The 14,332-nt window shown below is 73.2% G+C and carries 12 protein-coding genes; 3 read left to right on the top strand and 9 right to left on the bottom strand.

Annotated elements, in window-relative coordinates:
* Positions 1-78: 78 nt before the first annotated feature.
* From O9K63_RS03925 to O9K63_RS03895, 7 genes are all read right to left on the bottom strand, one after another.
* The gene (locus O9K63_RS03925; protein ID WP_277240738.1) at positions 79-528 is read right to left on the bottom strand and encodes a DUF3040 domain-containing protein; all 450 of its coding nucleotides are present in this window, start codon (positions 526-528) and stop codon (positions 79-81) included.
* A gap of 75 nt (positions 529-603) precedes the next feature.
* Positions 604-1,875: a DNA polymerase IV gene (gene dinB / locus O9K63_RS03920; RefSeq protein WP_277240736.1), complete on the bottom strand. Its 1,272-nt coding sequence runs from the start codon at positions 1,873-1,875 to the stop codon at positions 604-606.
* 13 nt (positions 1,876-1,888) lie between these two features.
* Positions 1,889-2,662, bottom strand: a complete 774-nt coding sequence (locus O9K63_RS03915; RefSeq protein ID WP_277240734.1) for a class I SAM-dependent methyltransferase — start codon at positions 2,660-2,662, stop codon at positions 1,889-1,891.
* A gap of 97 nt (positions 2,663-2,759) precedes the next feature.
* Positions 2,760-3,119, bottom strand: coding sequence for a DUF4440 domain-containing protein (locus tag O9K63_RS03910; protein WP_277240732.1), 360 nt, complete (start codon positions 3,117-3,119; stop codon positions 2,760-2,762).
* 187 nt (positions 3,120-3,306) lie between these two features.
* Positions 3,307-7,077, bottom strand: coding sequence for a DNA polymerase III subunit alpha (locus O9K63_RS03905; protein ID WP_277240730.1), 3,771 nt, complete (start codon positions 7,075-7,077; stop codon positions 3,307-3,309).
* Positions 7,074-7,523, bottom strand: coding sequence for an SAV_6107 family HEPN domain-containing protein (locus O9K63_RS03900; protein WP_277240728.1), 450 nt, complete (start codon positions 7,521-7,523; stop codon positions 7,074-7,076). The genes O9K63_RS03905 and O9K63_RS03900 overlap by 4 nt, the downstream gene beginning before the upstream one ends.
* 13 nt (positions 7,524-7,536) lie before the next feature.
* On the bottom strand, positions 7,537-7,956 hold the full coding sequence (locus O9K63_RS03895) for a DUF6504 family protein (RefSeq protein WP_277240726.1): 420 nt from the start codon (positions 7,954-7,956) through the stop codon (positions 7,537-7,539).
* A gap of 140 nt (positions 7,957-8,096) precedes the next feature.
* Between O9K63_RS03895 and O9K63_RS03890 the strand changes: the two genes are divergently transcribed.
* On the top strand, positions 8,097-9,182 hold the full coding sequence (locus O9K63_RS03890; protein WP_277240724.1) for a polyprenyl synthetase family protein: 1,086 nt from the start codon (positions 8,097-8,099) through the stop codon (positions 9,180-9,182).
* 28 nt (positions 9,183-9,210) lie between these two features.
* Here O9K63_RS03890 and O9K63_RS03885 read toward each other — a convergent pair whose 3' ends face one another.
* Positions 9,211-9,597, bottom strand: a complete 387-nt coding sequence (locus O9K63_RS03885) for an Rv2175c family DNA-binding protein (RefSeq protein WP_277240723.1) — start codon at positions 9,595-9,597, stop codon at positions 9,211-9,213.
* 204 nt (positions 9,598-9,801) lie between these two features.
* On the opposite strand from O9K63_RS03885, the gene O9K63_RS03880 reads away from it, so the two are divergent.
* Positions 9,802-10,929: a LysM peptidoglycan-binding domain-containing protein gene (locus O9K63_RS03880; protein WP_277240721.1), complete on the top strand. Its 1,128-nt coding sequence runs from the start codon at positions 9,802-9,804 to the stop codon at positions 10,927-10,929.
* A 34-nt stretch (positions 10,930-10,963) separates the two neighbouring features.
* The gene (gene pknB / locus O9K63_RS03875; RefSeq protein ID WP_277240719.1) at positions 10,964-12,880 is read left to right on the top strand and encodes a Stk1 family PASTA domain-containing Ser/Thr kinase; all 1,917 of its coding nucleotides are present in this window, start codon (positions 10,964-10,966) and stop codon (positions 12,878-12,880) included.
* Positions 12,881-12,949: 69 nt separating this feature from the next.
* Here the strand turns inward: pknB and O9K63_RS03870 are convergent, their stop codons facing one another.
* On the bottom strand, positions 12,950-14,305 hold the full coding sequence (locus tag O9K63_RS03870; RefSeq protein ID WP_431190352.1) for a class II 3-deoxy-7-phosphoheptulonate synthase: 1,356 nt from the start codon (positions 14,303-14,305) through the stop codon (positions 12,950-12,952).
* Positions 14,306-14,332: the final 27 nt, after the last annotated feature.

Below are 14,332 nucleotides of genomic sequence, written 5' to 3'. Positions count from 1 at the left end.
GACCACCGGTCGAGAGCGTGACGAAGGGGCCGGTTCACACGAACCGGCCCCCTTCGTCATGCGTCGCTCGACCAGCGGCTACCAGCCCTGACGCCGACGCTCCTCCCAGCGCTGCTCCATCCGCTCCATGAAGGTCCCGTGGCGCGGATGCCTGCCGGAGCGCCCCTGCCCGCCGCCGCGGCCGAAGGCCGGCTTGGACCTGGACTTGGGCGGTGACTTCTTCACCGCACCGTCGTCACCGACGACGCCGAGCGTGGCCGGCTGGCGCGAGGGGGTGAAGGCGTAGGCGACGGCGGCGACGATGATCACGAAGCCGGCGACACCTATCCACAAGGTCGTGTTGATCCCCAGCAGGACCAGCCCCAGACCGACGATCGCGCCGACGGCACCGATGGCGACGCGGCGGCGGTCGGTCCCGCCAGGCCCCGTCCTGCGGCCCTTCATCTGCGACGCGAAGCGAGGGTCCTCGGCCCGGATGGCCTCTTCCATCTCCTCGAGCATCTGCCGCTCACGCTCTGACAGCGCCACGGTGACCTCCCTACGCCTTCTTCCGACGGGCCCGGCGACCCGTGTCGCCACGACAGGTACCCCGCCATGGTCTGTTCATTCTAGGTCGCTCCCGGGCCTTGCGGTAGGTGGGTGGCGTCGGCGTTCGTCGCCGTCCTGCAGCAGGCTCGCCGGACGCACGCTGCCGATCCCGAATCGGGCGCTGGCCCGGTCGATCGCCCGGTCGGCATCGCGCCACCCGTGCTCCGGCTCGTCGAGGGCGACCTGCACCGGTGTGGACGCCGCCTCGCTCAGCTGCTCGACGCGCACGCCGACGAGTCGGATGCGGGCGCGTTGCAGCCCGAGGGCGTCGTAGAGGTCCCGGGCCATCGCGGCGATGTCCCGGGAGACGTCGGTCGGGTCACGAAGGGAGCGGGAGCGGCTGATCGTCGTGAAGTCGGCGAACCGCACCTTGATGCTCACCGTCCGGCCGACCAGGCCGGCGGCCCGCAGCCGGCTCGCGGTCTTCTCGCTCAGGGCGAGGAGGGTGCGGTGGACGACCTGCGGGTCGTCGACGTCGTGACCGTAGGTGCGCTCGTTGCCGATGCTGCGCTCCCGGCGGACGGGCTCGACGGTCCGGGGGTCGCGGCCCCAGGCCAGGTCGTGCAGGTGCGTGCCGGTCGCGGTCCCGAGGGCGCGCACGAGGGTCTCGCGCGGGGTGTGGGCGATGTCGGCCACCGTCTTCAGGCCCAACCGGGCCAGGGACTCCTCCGTCTTGTCGCCCACACCCCACAGGGCGGCCACCGGCAGCTGCTGGACGAAGGTGACGACCTCGGCGGCGGGGATGACGAGGAGGCCGTCCGGCTTGGCCAGGGACGAGGCGAGCTTGGCGACGAACTTGGTGCTGGCGACCCCGACCGAGCAGGTGATCCCCTGCTCGTCGGCGACGGTGTCGCGGATGCGCTGGGCGATCGTCGCCGGCGAGCCCATGAGGCGGACGGCGCCGGCGACGTCGAGGAAGGCCTCGTCGAGGCTGAGTGGCTCGACGGAGGGGGTGATGTCGGTGAAGGTCGCCATCACCGACCGCGAGATGCGGGCGTAGAGCTCGTGGTCCGGGGGCAGGATGGTCGCCTGCGGGCACAGCCGGCGGGCCCGGCCCATGGGCATGGCGGAGGTGACGCCGAAGGCGCGGGCCTCGTAGGTCGCGGAGAGGACGACACCGCGGTTGCCGCCCCCGACGATGACGGGGGTCCCGACGAGGTCGGGGCGCGCGAGCAGGGAGGCCCCGGCGAAGAAGGCGTCCATGTCGACGTGCAGGATCGTGCACCCGGTGTCGTCCGGGGGGCCCTGACCGGCCCGTGGTGGGGGCCGGAACTGACGCCGGCTCATCGTGGTGGCCCGATCAGTCGCGGCGGGCGATGACGTGGACCGCCGCGCCCAGCGCGGACAGGCCGATCCGGCGGTCGGTGGCCGCGAGCTCCTCGAGCTCCAGCAGCGCCTGCCGGTCGGCCTCGGTGTCGATGTACTCGTACGGGACGAGGTCGCTGAAGATGCGCACGCCGCGGGCGTCGAGGGTGGTGAACCCGGCGCGGCTGAGCATGTCGGCCACGTCGGTGCGGTCGAAGCGGCGCGGCATCGGGTCGTCCTCGCCCCAGCGACCGTCGGCGCTGGTCAGGGCCGCGGTGGCCTGGTCGAACCGTCCGGCGACGGCCCGGGCCAGCACGGCGGCCACGCGCTGCGCGGTCACGAGGGACAGGTGGCCGCCGGGGGCGAGGACCTCGGCGACCCGGGTGAGGGTGGCTCCGGGCTCCTCGACGTACTCGAGGGCACCGTGGCAGCAGAGCAGGTCGATGGACCCGGGCGTGACGGACGCGGCGAAGGTGTCGGCGTCACCCTGGACGGCGCTGACCCGCTCCGCGGCGTCGGACTCCTCGGCGCGACGGGCGAGGGAGGCCAGGGCGTCCGCGTTGGGGTCGACCACGGTGACCGTGTGGCCCTGCTCGGCGAGTGCGACGGCCACTCCCCCGGTCCCGCCCCCGAGGTCGAGGACGCGCAGGGGTCGCCCCAGCTCCTGGCGACGCGACTCGCTGAGGTCGTGGAGCTGGGACCAGACGGCGGCGGTGCGCATGTTGGCCTCGACCCCGCTGCTGCGGGACCATCCTCGCTCGTCGTTCACGTCTGCTCCTGCTCGTGGGGTGATCGATCATCCGCCTGCCCCGGCGGACTCCCCAACCCTAGTCGCCGCCCCTGACGGTGGCCGCAGACGGACTCGGTCACGGCAGCGGGGTGCCCTGGTGGTGGACCTGCTGCCAGCCGTGCGCCCGCTCGCACCAGATCGAGGTGCGTCGAGCCCGTCTGCCGGTCTGATCCGAGTCCCATGAGACCTGGACGACACCGGGTGCGATGACCCGGCCACGCAGGTCGTGGATCTCGATGGGTGAGGTCTCCTCGTCGTCGGACTGCTCACGCAGCAGGCCGAGGATCGACTCGCGATCCCAAGCTCGTCCGGATGCACCGACCTCGGTGAAGTCGGGCGCGAGTAGTTCGAGCAAGCGGTCCTCGTCGGCGCGGGCTACTGGGGTCTGCAGCTCGCGCTCGAGCCGCAGGACCGTGGGCAGCGCGGACTCGTCCATGGCAGCCATCCCAGCACGGCCAACCCCGGGGACAGGGCGAAGGGGGCGTGGGTCCCACCCTCGCGGGTGGCTCAGCAGGACTTTCCCCGGGTTCGCAGGAGTATCAAACTCGTGCGAACCCGGGGTTTTCCGGGTGACCCGATATTCGTGTGGCTGATGTGACCCATGCACGTCAGTGGCATCCACGTCAGTGGCCGGAGCTGCCCGGCGAGGAGTGCCACAGCTTGCGTGGGGGCTGCACACCCGAGCCGGCGGGGCGGGTGTCCGCCCAGGGCGACTGCCGGAAGCCGGAGGCGTGGACGAGCACCCGGTGCCCCTCCGGCTGCTGGTGCGCGGCATCGCGTGCCCGGGCGAGGTCGTCGGCCTCGTCGAGCGCGGCGTGCACGGCCTCGATCCCACCACGCTGCCAGGCGTCCCACAGCGTCGACAGCTCCCACGCTCCGGAGGCGAGCACGGAGACGCCGCGGTCCCCCGCCCGTCGCACGGTGCCGCGCACGAGCAGCAGCCAGGAGTGGAAGATCGTCGCCGCATAGGGCCCCTGGGTGTCCTCGAAGAAGGTCGCGTCGACCGGGCCGGTGGAGTCGTCGACGGTGAGGAAGACCACCCGGCGCCCCGAGCGGATCGGCGGGGTCTGGGTGGCGACCTTGACCCCGGCGGCGAGGATCTCGGCATCGCTGCGCACCGAGAGCAGGTCCGCGCTGCGGGTGACCCCGAGCGCCCGAAGCATCGGCGCGTAGAACTCCATGACGTGCCGGGAGGCGTCCAGGCCGAGGATCTCCAGCTCGGCACTGACCTGATCCGGCACGGTCATCTCCGGCAGGCCCACCCCTTCGCCCAGCTCCGGGGAGTCACCGAGGTCGAGGGTGAGCTGGCTGGCGACGGGGGTCGTGGTGGTCGTGCGCACCTGCTGCGCGCCGAGCTCGCCCGCGGTCCAGGCCGGCGGCGCGGCCCGTCGGGACCGACCGCGCGGGCGCCCGGTGCTCGCCCGCGTCCACCGGTCCAGCTCGGCGACGTGCAGCAGCAGGTCCCGACGGGTCAGGCGGCCCCGGTGGCCGAGCCCCGGCCCCCCGCTGCCCGCGCCGGTGCCGTGCACGGAGTCGAAGGCCCCGACCAGGACCAGCCGCTCGACGACGGGCCGGCTCACCTGCGCCCGCTGCCAGAAGTCGGTGAGCGAGTCGTAGGGAGCACCGACGACGACACGGGCGATCTCCGCCTCGCTCATGCCCTTGACGTCGGCGAGGGACAGGCGGATGCCCCACCCCGACCCGTCCGGCAGGTCCGGGTCGGCGGGCCGGGCACCGGGGACGGGCGCCCGCTCGATGCGGTACTCCCCCGTACTCGCGTTGACGTCGACCCCGAGGACGGTGATCCCCAGGGAGCGGGCCTCCTCGAGGAGCAGCCGCTTGGGGTACATGCCCGGGTCGTGGGTGAGCACCCCGGCGAGGAAGGCCGCCGGGTGGTGGGTCTTCAACCACGCCGACTGGTAGGTCGGCATGGCGAAGGCCGCGGCGTGCGCCTTGCAGAAGCCGAAGGAGGCGAAGGCGGCGAGCACCGCCCAGATCCGGTCGACGTCCTCCGGCGGGTAGCCGCGCGCGGTCGCGGCCGGACGCCACCACTCCTCGATCCGCGCCTGCCCCTCGGGGCTGCCCATCGTCCGGCGCACCTCGTCGGCCTGGGCCAGGGTCACCCCGGTCGTCTCGGCGATGATCCGCAGCATCTGCTCGTGGAAGACGACCACGCCCTCGGTCTCGGCGAGTGCCGGGACGAGCCGCTCGTGGAGGAACTGCGGGCGGGACCACCCGTGCCGGGCCTCGAGGAAGGGCCGGATCATGTCCGACTTCACCGGACCGGGGCGGAAGAGGGAGATGTCGACGACCAGGTCCTCGAAGGCCGTCGGGGCGAGCTTGCCGATGAGCTCGCGCTGGCCGGGGCTCTCGATCTGGAAGCACCCGAGGGTGCGGGTGGTGCGCACCATCGCGAAGGTCGCCGCGTCGTCGAGCGGGACATCGCCCCGGTCGTCGAGATCGACCCGGGCGCCCTCGACCCGCTCGATCTCCCCCACCGCGTGCGCCATGGCGGACTGCATCCGGATGCCGAGGACGTCGAGCTTGAGCAGCCCGAGCGCCTCCACGTCGTCCTTGTCGAACTGGCTCATCGGGAAGCCCAGCCAGCTCGACTCCACCGGGGTGCGGTCGAGCAGGCCACCATCGGACAGGACCATCCCGCACGGGTGCATGGCGATGTGCCGGGGCAGCCCGTCGAGGCGCTCGACCAGGTCGAGAAGGGTCTCCAGCCTGTGCTCACCGGGCTCGCCGGGCTCACCGTGCGAGCCGGCCCCGAGCCCGCGGGTGCGCAGCTCCGGCAGCTCGGCGAGGGCGCTGCGCACGTCCCTGGCCCGGATGTGCGGGAAGGCCTTGGCGATCTGGTCGACCTCCGCGGGTGGGATGCCCAGCGCCGCGCCGACGTCGCGGATCGCGTGCCGGGCCTTGTAGGTGTCCATCATCGACACGCAGGTGACCCGGTCGCGGCCGAAGCGCTCGAGGACCCGCTCGTACATCTCGGTCCGGCGGGCGGACTCGACGTCGATGTCGATGTCCGGCAGCTCGGCCCGCAGCGGGGAGCAGAATCGCTCCATGAGCAGGTCGTGACGGATCGGGTCGATCGCGCTGATGCCGAGCAGGTGGTTGACCAGGCTGCCGGCCCCGGAACCACGGGCGGCCACCCGCACCCCGGCCTCGACGATGAGGTCGACGACCTCGGCGACGGTGAGGAAGTAGGTCGGGTAGCCCAGTGCCGCGATGACGTCGAGCTCGTCCTCGAGGCGCTCCTCGACCTGCCGGAGGGTGCTCGGCGAGGCGTCCGGGTACCGCGTGCCGATGGCCGCCCGGCAGCGCTGCGCGAGCACTGCCTGCGGGTCGTCGTCGGGACCCAGGCCGAGCACCCGGGCCTCGGGCAGGTGGACCCGGCCGATCCCCAGGTCCTTGCGATCGTCCTGGGCGCACTCGAGGGCGGTGCGGGTCGTCGTCGCGAGGAGTGCCTCGGCGCGCTGGCGCGGACCGGCACAGCCGAAGCCACCGGCCCCGCCCCCGAGCGCGGTCGTCACCCGGTGCGCGGACGCGGCCATCGTCGGGGTGTCGGCGAGGTGGCCGGCCTCGGTGACCCGGTCCAGGTGGCGGGTGTCGAGGACGACGAGCCGACGGGTCGCGTCGAGCACGTCGGCGACGACCGCGTCCTGCGGGTGCAGGTGGCGGGTCGCCGCGGTGAGCACGGCCGGGGTGCCGGTCGCGTCGGCCAGCCCGAGCAGGTGCGCAGCGTGCCCGGTCGAGGCGGGTGACCCGGGTGGGCCGCCGTGGTCGACGACCTCGATGGCGACGGCCCCGGCGGGCAGCAGGCGGCGCCATGCCGCGAGACGCTCCCGGGCGATGTCCGGCCGACGGTCGAGCAGCGCGGCGCCGACGTCGGAGCCCGGGCCGAGCAGGACCAGCAGCGGTGCCGGCTCCGCGGGGTCGGGGGTGCTCGCGTGCCGGGCGATCATCTGCGGCTGCGCGACCGCGTCGCCCCGCTCACCGGTCAGGTGCACCTCGCTGACGAGGCGGCAGAGCCGCGCCCACCCGACACCGTGCGGGACGCCCGCACCGGCCCCTCGCGCCAGCACCGTGACGCGGGGGTGCCGGGGGTCCACCTCGGCGCCCCCTCGCACCGGCGTGCGAAGGGGGCGGCCCCGCCGCTGTGCCGGACCCGGCCGGGGACCGACGGCCAGGTCGACCCCGAGCACCGGCGCCACGCCGGCCGCGCTCGCCGCCCGGACGAAGCGGACGGCCCCGTAGAGCCCGTCCCGGTCGGTCAGGGCGAGCGCGGGCTGGCCGAGCTCGACCGCCCGGGCGACGAGGTCCTCCGGCGTGCTCGTGCCGTGACGGAGGGAGAAGCCCGAGGCCACGTGCAGGTGGGCGAAGCTCATCCACGCCCTCCCTGTCCGCTCAGCACGGTCAGCACAGTCGAGTCACCGGTGACGGGGACCGGGGGCAGGCCGAGCAGCCCCGCGACGAGCTGGACGAACTCCTCCCCCTGGCGCAGCAGGTCGTCGACCTCGCGCACGCTCATCGGCGCCCCGCTGCGCGCCTCGTCGGACAGCACGGCCCCGAAGAACTGCGCCCACTCGGTCAGCTCGGGCGCCACCCGCGGGAGGAGGTGCCACACGTCGAGCGGGCCGGACCCGGTCGCGCACGCCCGGCCACGGACGGCGAGGACCGCAGCGGCGGCCCGGAGCACGGCCAGCCGGGTCCCGGCGCTGCGCCCGTGCGCCGTGCGGGCCCAGTGCGCGCTCGCCAGGCTCTCGGCGGCGGCGGAGAGCAGGTGGACCGCGCCGTCGACGCGATCGGGGTGCAGGAGCGGTGCGGCAGCCATCGTCACCACCACCTCAGTCCTGCGTCCGCAGCAGCAGCCAGACGGGCCCAGCGGAGACGGCGGGCCCAGCGGAGACGGCGGGCCCAGCGGAGACGGCGGGCCCAGCGGACACGGCAGGCGTGACCGGAACGCCGTCGACGCCGAGGTCGTAGACCCCCGGCGCACTGCTGCGCCCACGGCTGGCCGTCACCCGCCACACGTCCCGGGCGAGCGGGACCTGTGCCAGCGGCTGCTCGGTGGCCGACCGCCACCACGGGTGCCGCTCCTGCCAGTGGGCGATGACCTCGGTCACCCGGTAGAGCCGGCCGCGCCACAGGAACTGCTCCGGCGCCCCGCACCGGTCATCGGGCTGTCCCTCCACGCCCATACGCTGCGGATCGCCCACCCGCACCTCGATGGTCTCCTCCACGAGCCGGACCATGATCAACTCCATCCTCTCGAACACCTGTTCGAACAACAGTAGACCGAGGGGATGACACCGCGTCAAGCACGAGCCACGTAGGCTGGCTCCCGATGGCTCCGAGGAGCGCGGGAGACCGCTGCGCCTCCCCCCCCTTCGCGACTGGAGAACACGTGCCGCACCCCCTGGACCGGGCCGACCTGCGTACGCGGGTCCAGACCCGTCTGGACGCCGAGCTCGACCGCTGGGTGGACGAGCTCGCCGAGATCGGCCCCGACGTCGCCGATCTCATCGACCCCGTGCGCACCCTGCTCGAGGGCGGCAAGCGGCTGCGGGCCGGCTTCGCCTACTGGGGCTGGCGGGCCGCCGGGCAGCCCGACGACGAGGGTGCGGTCACCCTCGCCGCCGCGATGGAGTTCTTCCAGGCCGCCGCACTCATCCACGACGACGTCATGGACGACAGCGAGACCCGCCGCGGCAAGCCGGCGATGCACCGCACGCTCGCGGACGCCCACGGGCACCGCGGATGGCACGGCGACGCGGACCGCTTCGGCACCGCGGGTGCGATCCTCGCCGGCAACCTCTGCCTGGGCTGGTGCGACGACCTCTTCACCGACTCCGGGCTGCCCGCCCGGTCCCTGGCCGCCGCCCGGCCGACCTTCGAGAAGATGCGCGGTCAGCTCATGGCCGGGCAGTTCCTCGACATCGTCACCTCGATGCGTCCGTGGCACCTGCTCGACGACGCGGAGCGCATCGAGCGCTCGCGCCACGTCATCCGCTACAAGAGCGCCCAGTACTCCGTCGAGCACCCGCTCCTCATCGGCGCCACGGCCGGCGGCGCCTCGGAGGAGGACCTGCGGGCGCTCTCCCGCTACGGGCTCGCCCTCGGCGAGGCCTTCCAGCTGCGTGACGACGTGCTCGGGGTCTTCGGCGACCCGGATGCGACCGGCAAGCCGGCCGGGGACGACCTGCGCGAGGGCAAGCGCACCGTGCTGATCGCCCGGGCGCTCGTCGGGGCCGACGAGACCACGACGAGCCGGATCGAGACGTGGCTCGGATCCCCCGATCTCGGCGAGGCGGAGGTCGAGTCCTTCCGTGCGCTGCTCGTCGACACCGGCGCACTCGAGGGCGTCGAGACCGACATCGCGAAGGGGGCGGACACCGCCCGCGCAGCACTGGCCGAGGCGTCCGGGCTGGCTCCCGACGCGCGCGAGCTGCTGGCCGAGCTGATCGACGTCACGACCGCGCGCAGCACCTAGTCACGGCTGCGTCGCGCCGCCCGAGGTGTCAGAGGGCCTCTTCCATGGCCCGGCGGCGCACCTCGGTCTTCGCCCCCTGCCGGATGGCGCCGATCGGCGTGCCCCCGACCAGGCGGTCGTCACGGGTGAACATCCACTCGACGATCTCCTCGTCGGTGAAGCCGCCGTCCGAGAGCACGGTGAAGGTCCCGCGCAGCTCCGGCAGCGGCCCGTCCTCACCGATGAAGTCCGCCGGTACGGAGAGCACGTTGCGCTCGCCGCGGCGCACCGCCACGAGGTCACCCTCCTTGAGCATCCGGCGCACCTCGGTGATGCGCACGCCGAGCTGCTCGGCGATGTCAGGAAGGGTCAGCCACACGGGCTCGGACGGCGCGGACGGCTCGGTGGGGGAAGCATTCTCTGGCGTGTCGTTCACGCCGCACAGTCTGGCAGAGCGGGCGTCGGGAGCGGTTCCCGAACCCACTCGCTGCAGGAATCCGCGCACATTCCGCAATTTTTCGGTACCGTCGCCACTGCAACCACATACGCCACATGGCTCACAGGTGCCCCGCAGACGTCACGGCACCTCCCCTGACCGCACCACCGGGCGCGCCCGACGCCCCCGACATCGGAGTCTCCCTTGGTCCTGCCGCTCTTCGTCCCCGTCCCGGCCACCCCTGTCGCCCCGGCGCTCGACCTGACCGCCGGAACCACCGAGACCACCATCAGCGCCGAAGGATCCAAGCAGCACACGGTCCGCTCCGGCGAGACCGTCTACGGCATCGCCCAGCGCTACGGCGTCTCCCCCACCGCGCTGCTCTCGCGCAACGACCTGCGGAGTGAGGAGTTCATCCACCCCGGGCAGCAGCTCGTGGTGCCCCAGCGCGCCGGCTCGACGGCGCGCGGGGGCGCGACGCCCTCGCGCTCCGGGTCCACCCGCACCTACACCGTGCGCAGCGGGGACACCCTCAGCGGCATCGCCGCCCGCCACGACATGAGCCTGGACCGCTTGCGGTCGCTGAACGGCCTCGGCAACGGCTTCATCCACCCGGGCGAGAAGCTGCGCGTCAGCGGGACCCCGGCCAGGCCCGCCAAGCGTTCGACCAGCCGTCCGGCGGCCTCGTCCTCGTACACGGTCCGCGCCGGGGACACCCTCAGCGGCATCGCCTCCCGCCACGGCATGAGCGTCACCCGCCTGGCCAAGCTCAACGACGTCTCCACCGGCAAGCACATCTACCCCGGCCAGGAGCTGAAGGTCACCGGATCGACGAAGGGCCCCACCCCGACGAAGGAGAACACCTTCTCCGGGCGCACCTACGCCGACTCGATCGTCGCCGCGGCCGACGAGAACCGCGCGATCCTCGCCGGGCGCTCGGTGCCCAGCCGCACCGAGACCCGGGAGATCATCACCCGCATCGCCCGACAGCACGGGGTCGACCCCTCGCTCGCGCTGGCGGTCTCCTACCTGGAGTCCGGCTGGGACCAGCGGCAGGTCTCCGTCGCCAACGCAGTCGGCGCGATGCAGATCATCCCGGCCTCCGGCGAGTGGACCTCCTCCCTGGCCGGTCGTGACCTCGACCTCCTCGACACCGAGGACAACGTCACCGCGGGAGTCCTCCTGCTGAAGGTGCTCACCCAGCAGGCCTCCTCGACCGGTGACGCGATCGGCGGCTACTACCAGGGGCTCGCCTCGGTCGAGGCCAACGGCATGTACGCCGACACCGAGCGGTACGTGGCCAACGTCAAGGCGCTGCGCAAGCGCATGTGATGGAGGGCGAAGGGGGCGAACCTACACTTTGGGCGTGACCACGGCATCCCATCCCCTCGTCGGCGAGGTCGTCGACGGGCGGTACCGCGTGCTGCGGCACCTCGCCGACGGTGGCATGGCCACCGTCCTCCTCGCCACCGACACCCGTCTGGACCGTGAGGTGGCCCTGAAGGTCATGCGGCCCGACCTCGCCGCGGACCAGACCTTCGTCTCCCGGTTCCGTCGCGAGGCGCGCTCCGCCGCCCGGCTGAGCCACCCCAACGTCGTCCCGGTCTACGACCAGGGCGAGGACGACGGCCGGGTCTTCCTCGCGATGGAGTACGTCGAGGGACGCAGCGTCCGCGAGCTCGTCGACGCCGAGGGTGCCCTGACGCCGCGCGCCGCCCTGGACATCATGACGGCGGCCCTCACCGGGCTGACGGTCGCCCACGACGCCGGGTACATCCACCGAGACGTCAAGCCGGAGAACATCCTCATCGCCGACAACGGCCAGGTGAAGGTCGCCGACTTCGGGCTCGCCCGCGCCGTCACGTCGCAGACGACGACCGCCGACGACGGGGTCCTCTACGGCACCGTCGCCTATCTCTCCCCCGAGCAGGTCGAGCGCGGCATCGCCGATGCCCGCAGCGACGTCTACGCCGCCGGGCTCGTCCTCTTCGAGCTGCTCACGGGCACCCGGGCCATCGAGGGCGAGTCGCCGATCCACATCGCCTTCCAGCACGTCCACGGCGGGGTCCCGGCACCGTCGGAGCGGGACCCGGACCTGCCGGCGCCGCTGGACGACCTCGTCGCCCTGGCGACCCACCGTGATCCCGACGAGCGACCGCGCGACGCCGGCGAGTACCTCGACGCCCTCCGGGCCGCCCGGGACGAGCTGACCCCGGGGCAGCTCGACCGCCGCCCCTCGCCCACCGCGACCGGTGCCGCCGCCGGGGCCGCGACCCTGGCCCACCCCCGCCCGAGCCGCACGCGCGCCCTCGGCGCGACGACCACAGCCCGCACCCCGGACGCCACTGCCGCAGTGCCGGCCGCAGCGGACGGGGAGGACCCCCCTTCGCCGTCCCGTCGTCGGGGCCGCGGCCTGCTCGCCGGTCTGCTCGTGCTGCTCCTGCTCGGCGGCGGCGTCGGCTACTGGTACGTGACCGCGGGTCCGGGGGCGAGCGTCCTCGTCCCCGACGTCGCCGGCCAGACACGCGACGAGGCGGCCACCACACTGAGCCGCCACGACCTCGGGCTGACCGAGGAGAGAGCCTTCAGCGAGGAGGTCCCGCAGGGCGCGGCGATCACCTCCAACCCCCCGCCCGAGACCGAGCTGGCGAAGGGGGACGACGTCACCGTCGTCTTCTCCAAGGGCCCGGAGCGCTACGAGGTCCCCGACCTCACCGGGAAGAGCCTCGACGCCGCCGAGGCGGCCCTCGCCGAGCGCAACCTCGCTCTCGGGGGCACCAGCGAGCAGTGGCACGAGTCGGTCGCGGCCGGCGAGGTCATCTCCACGGCGCCCAAGCCGGGCACCGAGCTCAAGCGGGACGAGCAGGTCGCCCTCGTCGTCTCGAAGGGCCCCGAACCGATCACCGTCCCGTCGGTCACCGGCCGGAGCGCCGCGGCCGCGGCCGCGGCGATCGAGGCGGCCGGCCTCGCGGTGGCCCGCGCGGACGACGTCTACTCCACCTCCGTGCCCGAGGGCTCCGTGGCCAGCCAGTCCCCCGCCGACGGCACCCTCACCCGCGGCGAGACGGTCACGATCACCGTGTCCAAGGGACCGCAGATGGTCGCCGTCCCCGAGGTCAAGGGCCTGAGCGAGGCGCAGGCGACGCAGAAGCTCGAGGCGGCCGGCTTCTCGGTCAAGGTCGACAAGTTCTTCGGCGGCGTCCTCGACGAGGTCACCGCGACGCGCCCGTCGGGCGGGCAGAGCGTCGAGAAGGGCTCGACCGTGACGATCCTCGTCATCTGAGCACGAGGACGCCCCCTCCACCCGTGGGGGGCGAAGGGGGCGTGCGGCGCGACCGCGGGTGGGTGGCCCTCAGCGAGCGCCGAGCATCTCGGCGGTGAGGAAGGCCAGCTCCAGGCTCTGCTGGTGGTTCAGCCGCGGGTCGCAGACGCTCTCGTAGCGCTTGTTCAGGTCCTCGTCCAGGATCCGCTCGGCGCCGCCGAGGCACTCGGTGACGTCATTGCCGGTGAGCTCGATGTGCAGACCGCCCGGGACCGTGCCCAGCGACCGGTGGACCTCGAAGAAGCCGCGGACCTCGTCCACGACGTGCTCGAAGTCGCGGGTCTTGAAGCCGGAGGCCGACTCGAAGGTGTTGCCGTGCATCGGGTCGCAGATCCACGTGACGATCGCACCGGAGTCGCGCACCTTCTCGATGATCGGCGGCAGCGCCTCACGGATCGTGTCGTGGCCCATCCGGGTGATGAAGGTCAGGCGGCCGGGCTCGCGCTCCGGGTCGAGCAGGTCGATGATGCGCAGCAGCTCGTCGGGGTCGGCCTTGTCCGAGACCTTCATCCCGATGGGGTTGCGGATCCGGCTGACGAAGTCCAGGTGGGCGTGGTCGAGCTGGCGGGTGCGCTCCCCGACCCACAGGAAGTGGCCCGAGGTGTCGTAGAGGTCGCCGGTGCGCGAGTCCACGCGGGTCATCGGACGCTCGTAGTCCAGCAGCAACGCCTCGTGGGCGGACCAGAACTCGGTGGTCTTCATCGCGTCGAAGTCGACCCCGCAGGCCGCCATGAAGCGCATCGCCTTGTCGATCTCACGGGCCAGGCCCTCGTAGCGACGGTTGGCCGCGTTGGCGACGAAGCCGACGTTCCAGTCGTGGACGCGCCGCAGGTCGGCGAAACCACCCTGGGTGAAGGCGCGCACGAGGTTCAGCGTCGAGGCACTGGCGTGGTAACCGTGCACGAGCCGCTGCGGGTCCGGGTTGCGCGCGTCCGGTGTGAACGCGAAGTCGTTGACCATGTCACCGCGGTAGGCCGGCAGGGTCACGCCGTCGCGGGTCTCGGTGTTCTTGCTGCGCGGCTTGGCGAACTGCCCGGCCATCCGACCCATCTTGACCACCGGCATGCCGGCCCCGTAGGTGAGCACGGCGGCCATCTGCAGGACCGTCTTGATGCGGTCGCGGATGTTGTCGGCCGTCGCGTGGACGAAGGTCTCGGCGCAGTCGCCGCCCTGCAGGACGAAGGCCTCGCCCACCGAGGCGGCTGCCATGCGGTCGCGCAGGTCATCGCACTCGCCGGCGAAGACGAGGGGCGGCAGCGTGCCGAGGGTGGCGACCGCGTCGTCGAGGGCCGCGCGGTCCGGCCACTCGGGCTGCTGGGCCGCCGGGAGGTCGACGGGCAGCGAGCGGTCGGTGGGAGTGGAGGTCGGCACTGCAGTGGTCACCATCCAAGGATAGGCACCTCGGCCCAAGCG

The sequence above is a fragment of the Janibacter cremeus genome, from assembly GCF_029395675.1.
In the GTDB taxonomy this organism is placed as follows: domain Bacteria; phylum Actinomycetota; class Actinomycetes; order Actinomycetales; family Dermatophilaceae; genus Janibacter; species Janibacter cremeus_A.
The sequence above is the reverse complement of the archived record's forward strand: the minus strand, read 5'-3'. Positions and strand labels throughout refer to the sequence as shown.